We start from the raw sequence: 12,218 nt of genomic DNA, 5'->3' as shown, positions 1-12,218 counted from the left end.
GTCACGACGTAGTCGTCCCCGCCGGTGGCCGACCCGCCAGCGCACCCCGCCGGCGGCGGCCCGCCAAGACCTGAAAGAGGACGCTGGAGATGGCGGTCGCCACCGCCGGCCGACGGACTGCGTTCCGCAGCCGCCTGGGCCGGAAGATCCAGGACAACCTCATGGCGTACGCCTTCATGGCCGGAGGCATCGCCTGCTTCGCGCTCTTCTCGTGGTACCCGCTGGTGCGCGGCGTGATCCTGAGCTTCCAGCAGATCAACTTCGTGACGGACCCGTACTGGGTCGGCGCGGACAACTTCACCGCGATCTTCGACGACCCGCTGTTCGTCACGGCCTGGAAGAACACCCTGGTCTTCACCGGGCTCGCGCTGGTCTTCGGCTTCCTCGTGCCGCTGGCGCTGTCGATCCTGATCAACGAGATGCGGCACCTCAAGGGCTTCTTCCGGGTCGCCGTCTACCTGCCCGTGATGCTCCCGCCGATCGTCGGCGTGCTGCTCTTCCGCTACTTCTACGACCCCGGCTTCGGTCTGTTCAACACGATCCTGCGCGGGGTCGGCCTGCCGGAGTCCCAGTGGACCCAGTCGTCGTCCACCGCGATGATCTCGCTGGTGCTGGTCTCCACCTGGGCCAACCTGGGCGGCGCGACGCTGATGTACCTCGCCGCGCTGCAGAGCATCCCCGGCGACCTCTACGAGGCGGCCGAGCTCGACGGTGCCAGCGCCTGGCGCCGGCTGCGCCACGTGACGCTGCCGCAACTGCGGTTCATCATGCTGGTCCTGCTGCTGCTGCAGATCATCGCGACCATGCAGGTGTTCATCGAGCCGTACCAGCTCACCGGCACCTCGAACCCCGACACGGTCACGGTGATGGTGCTGATCTACCGGTACGCGTTCACCGTCAACCAGGACTTCGGCATGGCCGCCGCGATGAGCGTGCTGCTGTTCGTGGTGCTGGCCATCTTCTCCGCGATCTACCTGCGGGTCACCCGGGACCGGGACTGAGGGGACCAGACCGATGACGATCACGACGCCGATCCGGCCGTTGCCCGCCACCCCGCCGGTCGCCCCGCCACCCCGCAAGCGCCGCGCCGGCAGCAGCTCAGGGGCCACCCGAACGCTCTTCTCCGAAACGGAGATCAGCCGCGGCAAGGGCCGCATCCTCTACTGGCTCGTCCTGACGGTGGTCTTCCTGCTCTTCCTGGCCGTGTTCATCTTCCCGCTCTACTGGATGTTCAGCAGCGCGGTGAAGACGCCCGAGGAGTACGCCCAGCCGGACCCGACGCTGTTCCCGCAGTCGTTCGTGCCGGAGACCTACCAGCTCGCCTGGGACCGGATGCGGATCGCCAAGTTCTTCGGCAACACCGCGCTGTACGCCTTCGGCGGCTGGCTGATCCAACTCGTCTTCCAGGTCGGCGTCGCGTACGCCCTCTCGAAGCTGCGCCCGATGTTCGGCCGGGTCGTGCTCGGCGCGATGCTGGCCAGCCTGATGCTGCCGGCCACCGCGCTGCTGATCCCGGCCTACCTGACCGTCACGGACGTGCCGATCTTCGGCTGGAACCTGCTCAACAGCCCGTGGGCCCTCTGGCTGCCCGCGGTCGCCAACGCGTTCAACATCTACGTGCTCAAGCGGTTCTTCGACCAGATACCCAACGACCTGCTCGACTCCGCGGCGCTCGACGGCGCCGGCCGGTTCCGGGTGCTCTGGAGCATCGTGCTCCCGCTCTCGCGACCCGTCCTCGGCGTGGTGTCGATCTTCTCGATCGTGGCCATCTGGAAGGACTTCATCTGGCCGTTGCTGGTCCTGCAGGACCCGGAGACGCAGACCCTCAGCGTCGCGCTCAGCCGGCTCGCCTCGACCAGCCAGGTGCCGCCGACCCAGCTCATGGCGGGCCTGGCGATCGCCAGCGTCCCGATGATCGTGGTCTTCCTCATCTTCCAGCGGAGCATCATCGGCGGATTGGCGGCGGGCAGTATGAAGGGCTGACCAGCAGATCAGCTCCGGCGAGGACGCCGGACCGAACGAACGCACCCGAACCACCCGAAACAGAAAGCAGGTATCCAGTGTCCATCGCAGAGAGCCAGCCGTGGTGGCGCGGGGCGGTGATCTATCAGATCTACCCCCGCAGCTTCGCCGACGGCAGTGGCGACGGCATCGGCGACATCGCCGGCATCCGGGCACACCTGGACCACCTGTCCGGGCTCGGGGTCGACGCGGTCTGGTTGAGCCCGTGGTTTCCGTCGCCGATGGCGGACGCGGGCTACGACGTGTCCGACTTCCGGGACATCGATCCGATCTTCGGCACCCTCGCCGAGGCCGAGGCCATGATCGCGGAGGCCCACGAGCGGGGCATCCGGGTGATCATCGACGTGGTTCCCAACCACTGCTCCGACCAGCACCCCTGGTTCCAGGCCGCGCTGGCCGGGGGCCCGGACGCACCGGAGCGCGAGCTGTTCTGGTTCCGGCCGGGCCGCGGGCCCAACGGCGACGAGATGCCGACGGACTGGCGCGGCGAGTTCAAGGGCACCACGTGGACCCGCACCACGAACCCGGACGGCACGCCCGGCGACTGGTACCTGCACCTGTTCACCCCGGAGCAGCCGGACTTCAACTGGGACCATCCGAAGGTCCGGGCGGAGTTCGAGAGCATCCTGCGGTTCTGGCTCGACCGCGGCGTCGACGGCATCCGGATCGACTCCGCGGCGCTGCTGCTCAAGGACCCGGCGCTGCCCGAGGTCGAGGCGGCCGAGCACCACCCGTTCCACGACCTCGACGGCGTGCACGACATCTACCGGAGCTGGCGACGGATCGCCGACGAGTATCCGGGCGAGCGGGCGCTGATCGGTGAGGTCTGGTTGCCCGACGCCCAGCGGTTCACCAACTACCTGCGCCCCGACGAGCTGCACGCCGCGTTCAACTTCGACTTCCTCGGCTGTGCCTGGGACCCGGAGCTGCTGCGGTCCTGCATCGACCGGACCCTGGAGGCGCACGCGCTGGTCGGCGCACCCGCCACCTGGGTGCTCTCCAACCACGACGTCACCCGGCCGGTCACCCGCTACGGCCGCACCGACACCACGTTCAGCTTCGCCACCAAGCGCGAGGGCACGCCGACCGACCTGCAGCTGGGCTACCAGCGGGCCCGCGCGGCGGCGCTGCTCTGCCTGGCGCTGCCCGGCGGCGCCTACATCTACCAGGGCGAGGAGCTCGGGCTCTGGGAGGTCGAGGACATCCCGCCGGCGATCCGCACCGACCCGATGTACGAGCGGTCCGGCTTCGTCGACCCCGGCCGCGACGGCTGCCGGGTGCCGCTGCCGTGGGCGGGCGCCGAGTCACCGTTCGGGTTCAGCCCGACCGGCTCGGCCGCGCCCTGGCTGCCGCAGCCGGCGGACTGGAAGGACCGCACGGTGCAGGCGCAGACCGGCGACCCGCACTCGATGCTGGAGCTATACCGCACCGCGCTGCGGGTCCGGCGTGGCGCCGCGGCCCTCGGCGACGGCGCGATGCGCTGGCTGCCGTCGCCCGACGGCGTGCTGTCCTTCGCTCGCGACCCGCGTTTCATCTGCGTCGCGAACCTCTCCTCGGCCAGCGTCGAACTCCCCGAGCACGAGGAGGTCTGGCTGGTCAGCGGTCCGCTCGAGGGCGACCGGCTCCCGCCCGACACGACGGCCTGGCTCCGCACCGCATGAACTGACCGAACGGCTCCACGGCAACAACTGAAGACACACGGGGGTACGCGCACCAAAGGGCACCACGCACGGGGGGATCGTCCCACCTCTCGGAAGGGAACCCATGCCCAACCACGACGCCGCAGCTGCGCCCACAGCCGGCACCGCACCGCGCAACACCACCACCACCCGCCGCCGGGCGGGGCTGGCCATCCTGGCCGGCTCCGCCCTGCTCGCTACCGGTATCGGTGTGGTCACCCTTTCCGCGACGCCCGCCGCCGCGGCCGGCCTGTCGCCGTTCGACATCGCCGGCCGCGGCGCGACCGTCCCGTTCGTCGAGCACGAGGCGGAGGAGGTCGCGCACACCGGCACGAAGATCGGCCCGACCCGGTTCTACGGCCAGTTGCCCGCCGAGGCTTCCGGCCGCGAGGCGGTGACGCTGGACGCGGTCGGGGAGTACGTCGAGTTCACGCTGACCGCGCCGGCCAACGCCGTGACGTTCCGCTACAGCATCCCGGACGGGCCCTCGGGCCAGGGCCGGGACGCGACCATCGACCTGCGGGCCAACGGCAACCTGCTGAAGACCGTGCCGGTCACCTCGAGGTACGGCTGGTACTACGGCGGCTATCCGTTCAACAACAACCCGGGCGACACCAACCCGCACCACTTCTACGACGAGGCCCGGGCCATGTTCGGCTCGACGCAGCCCGTCGGCACGAAGATCCGGCTGCAGGTCAACTCGACCGCGCAGTCGCCGACGTTCACGATCGACCTGGCCGACTTCGAGAACGTGCCGGGGCCGATCGGCAAGCCGACCAACGCGTTGGACGTCGTCGCCGACTACGGCGCGGATCCGACCGGTGCCACCGACTCGACCGCCAAGTTCCAGGCCGCGGTCAACGCCGGCCAGGCGCAGGGCCGCCCGGTGTACGTACCGCAGGGCACGTTCACGCTCTGGGACCACGTCGTGGTCGACGGCGTGACGCTGCGCGGCGCGGGCCCGTGGTACTCGGTGCTCGGCGGCCGGCACCCGACCGATCGCAAGCGGGCGGCAGGCATCTACGGCAAGTACGTGCCGGGTGGCGGCTACACCGGCGAGATCCGGTCGCACGAGGCCAACGGCCCGAGCCGCAACGTGACCGTGCGCGACCTCGCGATCATCGGCGACATCCGCGAGCGGGTCGACGAGGACCAGGTCAACGCGTTCGGCGGGGCGATGACGGATTCGGTGATCGACAACGTCTGGATCCAGCACACCAAGGTGGGTGCCTGGATGGACGGCCCGATGAACAACTTCACGATCCGCAACAGCCGGATCCTCGACCAGACCGCCGACGGGGTCAACTTCCACACCGGCGTCACGAACTCGACGGTGACCAACACGTTCGTCCGCAACACCGGCGACGACGCGCTCGCGATGTGGGCGCAGAACGTGCCGAACGTCGGCAACTCGTTCACCCGCAACACGATCGGCGTCACGCTGCTCGCCAACCACCTCGTCAGCTACGGCGGGCGGGACATCACGATCAGCGACAACGTCGTGGCCGACTCGTTGACCAACGGCGGCGGCATCCACGTCGCCAACCGCTACCCGGGCGTGCAGGGCGCGACGGCCGTGCACGGCACCTGGACGATCGCCCGCAACACGACGATCCGGGCCGGCAACTCCGACTACAACTGGAACTTCGGCGTCGGCGCGATCTGGTTCTCGGCGCTCAACGAGGCGTTCGCCGGCGACGCCACCATCAACATCACCGACACCGACATCCTGGACAGCTCGTACGCCGCGCTGCACTGGATCGAGGGGCAGACGCGCGGCATCAACTTCAACAACGTGCGCATCCAGGGCGCGGGCACCTACGCGCTCCAGGTGCAGGCGCCCAGCCAGGTGTCATTTACCAACGTGGTCGCGTCCGGGATCGCCCAGCCGGTGCCGATCCACAACTGTGTGGGCTCGGGCTTCCAGATCACCCAGGGAGCCGGCAACTCCGGTTGGTACACCACGACGCCGGCATGCGGGCCGTGGCCCGCTCCACAGTGGAACAGCGGACCGACCAACCCGCCAACGACGCCACCGGCGTCCGGCCAGATCGTCGCCGAGCCCGGCAGTGTCAACTTCGGCGACCAGCCGGTCAACACGACCAGCGCGGCCCGCACCGTGACGTTGCGCAACACCGGCAACGCCAACGCGCCCGTCTCCGGGATCTCCACCTCGCCGGCCGAGTTCGCGCAGACCAACAACTGCCCGGGCACGCTCGCGCCCAACGCCACCTGCACCGCGTCGGTGACGTTCCGGCCGACCGCGACCGGCAACCGAGCCGGCATGCTGTTCGTCCAGACGACCCCGGGTGACCTCGTGGTCGGCCTGTCGGGCAACGGCACGGGTGGCAGCACCGATCCCGGGACCGGCAACCTCGCCGCCGGCCGGCCGATGACGGCGACCAGCAACAACGGGCCGTACGTCGCCGGCAATGCGGCGGACGGCAACGTCGCCTCCTACTGGGAAGGCAGCAACGGGCAGTTCCCGCAGTCGTTGACCGTCGACCTCGGCAGTGCCCAGACGGTCAACCGCCTCGTGCTCAAGCTGCCGAGCAACTGGGAGACCCGTACCCAGAACATCGCGGTCCTCGGGTCCACCGACGGCGGTTCCTTCAGCCAGGTGGTCGGGGCCGCGAACTACACCTTCAACCAGGGCTCGTCCGTCACGGTCAACCTGCCCTCGGGCAGCCGGCGTTACGTGCGGCTCACCTTCGCCAGCAACAACGTCTGGCCGGCGGCCCAGCTCTCCGAGTTCGAGGTGTACGGCAGTGGCGGCACCACGCCGCCGCCGGTCACCAACCTCGCGGCGGGCCGGCCGACGACCGAGACCAGTCACGTCCAGACGTACGCCTCGGGCAACACGGTCGACGGGAACACCAACACCTACTGGGAGAGCGCCAACAACGCGTTCCCGCAGTCGGTGACCGTCGACCTCGGCGCCAACGCCTCGATCTCCCGGGTCGTGCTCAAGCTGCCGCCCGCGGCCGCCTGGGCGACGCGTACCCAGACGGTGGCGGTTCTGGGCTCCACCAACGGATCGTCGTTCACCACCCTGGCGGGCGCGGCCGGTCGCACGTTCAACCCGGCCTCCGGCAACACCGCCACCATCACGTTCCCGGCGACGTCGCAACGCCACGTCCGGCTGACGTTCACCGGTAACACGGGCTGGCCCGCCGGGCAGCTCGCGGAGTTCGAGGTCTACGCCTCCTGACCCACCCCGGTATCCCTTCCGACTCCACGGAATCCCTCAACGGAAGAGGTGCAACCCCCGTCATGACCCGATCCAGACCAAGACGTGTCACACGGCTGACCGCCGGCACCATCTCGACTCTGCTCGTCGGCACGGCACTCGCGGCCGTGTCCGGCGCGCCCGCCGCCGCGGCCGGCGGGCCCAACCTGGCCGCCGGCAAGCCCACGTCGGCCAGCAGCACCAACGGCGGCTTCGTCGCCGGCAACCTCACCGACGGCAACAAGGGCAGCTACTGGGAGAGCTCCGGCGCCCTGCCCCAGTGGGGCCAGGTCGACCTGGGCAGCACGATCAGCATCGACCAGGTCGTGCTCAAGCTGCCCGACGGCTGGGGGCAGCGCACCGAGACGCTGTCCGTCCAGGGCAGCACCAACGGGTCCAGCTTCTCGGCGATCACCTCGTCCGCGGGCCAGACCTTCTCGCCCGGCAACAACAACACGGTGACCATCAACTTCGGCGCGACCAACGCCCGCTACGTCCGGGTCAACATCACCGCCAACACCGGGTGGGGCGCGGCGCAGATCTCCGAGCTCGAGGTGTACGGGGCGACGACGTCGTCCAGCAACCTCGCGCTCGGCAAGGCGACCAGCGAGTCCGGGCACGCCGACGTCTACGGCTCCGGCAACGTGGTCGACGGCAACCAGGGGTCGTACTGGGAGAGCACCAACAACTCGTTCCCCGAGTGGGTGCAGGTCGACCTCGCCGCGGCCGTCGCGGTCAACCGCGTCGTGCTGAAGCTGCCGACCGGCTGGGGCAGCCGCACCCAGGCGCTGTCCGTCCAGGGCAGCACCAACGGCACGTCGTTCAGCGACCTGTCGCCGTCGGCTGGGCGCACCTTCGACCCGGCGAGCGGCAACACCGTGTCGATCACCTTCAACCAGGCCACCACGCGGTACGTGCGTTTGAACGTCACCGCCAACACCGCCTGGCCGGCCGGCCAGATCTCCGAGCTCGAGGTGTACGGCCCGACGAGCGGTGACACCTCCGCACCGACCGCGCCTTCGGGTCTCGCCTTCACCCAGCCCGCCTCCGGGCAGATCCGGCTGACGTGGAACGCGTCGACCGACAACGTCGGCGTGACCGGCTACGACATCTACGCCAACGGTCAGCTGCGCACCAGCGTCGGCAACGTGCTCACCTACACCGACAGCCAGCCGGACAGCGCGACGGTGTCCTACTACGTGCGGGCCAAGGACGCGGCGGGCAACCAGTCGGGCAACAGCAACACGGTGACCCGGCAGGGCACGTCCACCGACACGCAGGCGCCGTCGGCGCCGGGCGGGCTCGCGTACACCGAGCCGGGTTCCAACCAGATCCGGCTGACCTGGAACGCCTCGACCGACAACGTCGGTGTCACCGGCTACGACGTCTACGCCAACGGTTCCGTGCGGGGCAGCGTCGCCGGCAACGTGCTCACCTACACCGACACGCAGGCGGCGACCGCTACGGTCTCCTACTACGTGCGGGCCAAGGACGCGGCCGGCAACGTCTCCGGCAACAGCAACACGGTCACCCGCGCCGGCAGCGGCGGGCCGGGCGGCACCAACCTGGCCGTTGGCAAGCCGATCACCGGCTCGTCGACGGTGCACACGTTCGTCGCGACCAACGCCAACGACGACAACGCGGCCACCTACTGGGAGGGCGCGCCGGGCGCCTACCCGAGCACCCTGACGGTGTCGCTCGGCGCGAACGCCACGGTCAGCTCGGTCGTGGTCAAGCTGCCGCCGGACGGCGCCTGGGGTCCGCGTACCCAGACGTTCTCGATCTCGGGCCGGGAGCAGAGCGCTTCCGGGTTCACGACGCTCGTGGGTTCGGCGACGTACAGCTTCAGCAACGCGTCGGCGAGCAACACCGTGACGATCCCGGTCAGCGCTTCGGTCGCGGACGTGCGGCTGACCTTCACCGCCAACAGCGGCTCGTCCAACGGGCAGGTCTCCGAGTTCCAGGTGATCGGCACGCCGGCACCGAACCCCGACCTGACCGTCAGCGCGATCTCCGCGTCGCCGGCCAGCCCGATCGAGACCGACTCGATCACGCTGTCGGCGACGGTGCGCAACATCGGCAACGCCGGCTCGGGCGCGACCACCGTGGGCCTCTACTTCGGCACCACGAAGGTCGGCACGGCCAACGTCGGCGCACTCGCGGCCGGCGGTCAGGCGGTCGTCTCGGCCAACATCGGGCCGCGCGACGCCGGCACGTACCAGCTGATCGCCAAGGTCGACGAGAGCAACACGGTGATCGAGCAGAGCGACGCGAACAACACGTTCACCGGCGGCAACCTCGTCGTCGGCCAGGTGCAGAGCTCCGACCTGGTCGCCGGCTCGGTGAGCTGGTCGCCGAACAACCCGTCGGCCGGGCAGACGGTCACCTTCTCGGTGGCCATCCGCAACCAGGGCACGATCGCCTCGGCCGGTGGAGCGCACGGCATCACGCTCACGGTGTTCAACGAGTCGGGCTCGGTGGTGCGCACGTTGACGGGCTCCTACAGCGGCGCGATCGCCGCCGGCGCCACCGCGCCCGCGGTCAACATGGGCACCTGGACGGCCGCCAACGGTCGCTACACGGTGCGCGTGGTGCTCGCCGACGACGCCAACGAGCTGCCGGTCAAGCGGACCAACAACACCAGCGAGCAGCCGTTCTTCTCGGGCCGCGGCGCGAACATGCCGTACGACATGTACGAGGCCGAGGACGGCTCGATCGGTGGCGGTGCGCAGTCGCTGGCGCCGAACCGGACCATCGGCGACCTCGCGGGCGAGGCGTCCGGCCGGCGCGCGGTGCGGCTGCCGTCGAACGGGTCGTTCGTGCAGTGGACGACGCGCAACCCCACCAACACCCTCGTGGTCCGGTTCTCGATCCCGGACGCCGCCGGGGGTGGCGGCCAGTCGTCGTCGTTGAACATCTACGTCAACGGCACGCTGCACAAGGCGATCCCGCTCAACTCGCGGTACGCGTGGCTCTACGGCGCCGAGGCGAGCCCGAACAACTCGCCGGGCTCGGGCGGGCCGCGGCACATCTACGACGAGGCCAACATCATGCTGAACTCGTCGATCCCGGCCGGCTCCACGATCAAGCTGCAGAAGGACACCGGCACCGAGGCGACCGTCGACTTCATCAACCTGGAGCAGGTGGCCCCGCGGCCCAACCCGGACCCGGCCCGCTACAAGGTGCCGACCGGCACCAGCCAGCAGGAGGTCCAGGCGGCCTTCGACGCGGCTCGCCAGGACGCGAGCTCGCTGGGTGTCTACCTGCCGGCGGGCACCTACGAGACGCAGAACAAGTTCCAGATCTACCTGCGGCCGATCAAGGTCGTCGGTGCCGGCATCTGGTACACCCGGTTCCAGACACCACAGACCCAGCAGGACACCAACGCCGGCTTCGACGTGCAGGCGTCGGCCAGCGGGTCGTCCTTCGAACACCTCGCCTTCTTCGGCAACTACACGTCGCGTCAGGACGGGCCGGGCAAGGTCTGGGGTGAGCTGCAGAACGTCGACAACATGACGATCGACAACGTCTGGGTCGAGCACACGATCTGCGCCTACTGGGGCGTGAGCGTGAGCGGATTGAAGATCACCAACAGCCGCTTCCGCAACACGTTCGCCGACGCGGTCAACATGACCAACGGCAGCACCAACAACCTGATCTCCAATAACGAGGGCCGCGGCAACGGCGACGACGCGTTCGCGCTGTTCTCGGCGACTGACGCGGGTGGGGGTGCGAACACAGGCAACACGTTCGAGAACCTGTCCGCGACGGTCACCTGGCGGGCCGCGGGTGTGGCGGTGTACGGCGGACAGAACAACACCTTCCGCAACCTCTACATCGCCGACCAGCTCACCTACTCCGGCCTGACGATCAGCTCGCTGGACTTCGGTTACCCGTTCGTCGGGTTCGGGCCAGGGCTGACCACGTTCGACAACATCTCGCTCATCCGGTCGGGTGGCCACTTCTGGGGCAACCAGACGTTCGGAGCGATCTGGGCGTTCTCCGCGTCCAAGGAGTTCCGCGGCATACGCGTGTCCAATGTCGACATCGTCGATCCGACGTACTCCGGGATCATGTTCCAGACCAAGTACAACGGATCCTCGCCGGAGAACCCGGTGCAGGACACGGTCTTCACGAACATCTCGATCTCGGGTGCGCAGAAGAGCGGTGACGCGTTCGACGCCAAGTCCGGCTTCGGCATCTGGGTCAACGAGCTGCCGGAACCCGGGCAGGGCCCGGCGGTCGGCTCGGCGACATTCAACAACCTGCGGTTCAGCAACAACTTCCAGAACATCAAGAACACGACGACGACCTTCCAGTTGATCATCAACTAACCACGAGACCGAGTGCCCCGGGGACAACGCCGAGTCCCCGGGGCACTCTCGATCTGTTCGGAGGGTTCATGCGACGGGGGTTGGTGGCCTGCGTGGCCACGCTGTTGTTCCTGGCGGGCTGCTCCGGTGCCGACGGTAAGGCCGGCCCGGCGGCCGCGCCCAGCCCGAGCGGCCCGGTCCCGGGTGCCGAATGCCCGGGCATGGCTTCGGGCGTCGGCGCTTCGCCGGTGCGGTTCGGTGTCGACGGCGCCACGAACCTGGGCGGCCTGATCGGCGGCAGCGGTTCGACCGGGGTCGTGTTGGCCCACCAGGCCGAGGCCGACCTGTGCCAGTGGATCCTGGGCTTCAACGAGCTGATCGGCAAGGGGTACCGGGTGCTCGCGTTCGACTTCCACGGGCACGGCTCGTCGGAGAGCAGCGAGGTCGGGTTCGACGAGGACGTCATGGCGGCCGCAGCGACGCTGCGGGCCGCGGGCGCCACGTCGGTCGTGCTGGTCGGGGCCTCGATGGGCGGCACGTTCTCGATCGCGGCGGCGGCGAAGATCAGCCCGCCGGTGGCCGGCGTCGTGTCGGTCTCCGGCCCGCTGGCCTACGGCGGCGTGAGCGCGCAGCAGGAGGCGCCCAAGGTGGCCGTCCCGGCGCTCTACCTGGCGCAGCAGGACGACGGGCTCTTCGGCGACGCCGCGCTGGAGTTCGCGAAGGCCTCCACCGCCAGCCCGGACGCGCAGGTGTTGGTGACACCGGGTGCCACGCACGGCGTACCCCTGGTGATCGAAGGCGGCGACGCCAAGCTCCGTGCGGCGTTCTTCGACTTCCTGGCCAGGTACGCGCCCGTGCAGGCCTAGCCTTCGGTGGCGGGCGCGCCGTGGCGGCCCTGCCCGGCGACGAACCGGGCGGCTGCCTCGAAGCGGTTGAGCTGACCAAGGCGTTCGGCGGCAACGTGGTGCTCGACCA

Annotated in this window: 6 protein-coding genes; all 6 read left to right on the top strand. The window is 69.4% G+C overall.

The genetic code is table 11. The features are described 5' to 3' along the window. Positions 1–89 precede the first annotated feature (89 nt). The 6 genes from AB0H87_RS28570 (at position 90) to AB0H87_RS28545 (ending at position 12,109) form a co-directional block, all read left to right on the top strand. On the top strand, positions 90–1,001 hold the full coding sequence (locus AB0H87_RS28570) for a sugar ABC transporter permease (RefSeq protein ID WP_360152172.1): 912 nt from the start codon (positions 90–92) through the stop codon (positions 999–1,001). Between the two features lie 13 nt (positions 1,002–1,014). Beyond that, positions 1,015–1,983 (top strand): carbohydrate ABC transporter permease, encoded by a 969-nt coding sequence (locus tag AB0H87_RS28565; protein ID WP_360152169.1) that lies wholly within the window; start codon positions 1,015–1,017, stop codon positions 1,981–1,983. Positions 1,984–2,066: 83 nt separating this feature from the next. Beyond that, positions 2,067–3,683: an alpha-amylase family glycosyl hydrolase gene (locus tag AB0H87_RS28560; RefSeq protein WP_360152175.1), complete on the top strand. Its 1,617-nt coding sequence runs from the start codon at positions 2,067–2,069 to the stop codon at positions 3,681–3,683. 103 nt (positions 3,684–3,786) lie between these two features. Continuing rightward, positions 3,787–6,912 (top strand): discoidin domain-containing protein, encoded by a 3,126-nt coding sequence (locus AB0H87_RS28555; protein WP_360152166.1) that lies wholly within the window; start codon positions 3,787–3,789, stop codon positions 6,910–6,912. Between the two features lie 62 nt (positions 6,913–6,974). Continuing rightward, positions 6,975–11,264 carry a discoidin domain-containing protein gene (locus AB0H87_RS28550; protein WP_360152163.1) on the top strand — a complete coding sequence of 1,430 codons (4,290 nt, stop codon included), beginning with the start codon at positions 6,975–6,977 and terminating at the stop codon, positions 11,262–11,264. Positions 11,265–11,332: 68 nt separating this feature from the next. Further along, the gene (locus AB0H87_RS28545; RefSeq protein ID WP_360152160.1) at positions 11,333–12,109 is read left to right on the top strand and encodes an alpha/beta hydrolase; all 777 of its coding nucleotides are present in this window, start codon (positions 11,333–11,335) and stop codon (positions 12,107–12,109) included. Positions 12,110–12,218 lie beyond the last annotated feature (109 nt).

It is taken from the genome of Asanoa sp. NPDC050611 (genome assembly GCF_040654855.1).
In the GTDB taxonomy this organism is placed as follows: domain Bacteria; phylum Actinomycetota; class Actinomycetes; order Mycobacteriales; family Micromonosporaceae; genus Asanoa.
Note: the sequence above shows the minus strand (reverse complement) of the source record. Positions and strands in the feature narration are given on the sequence as shown.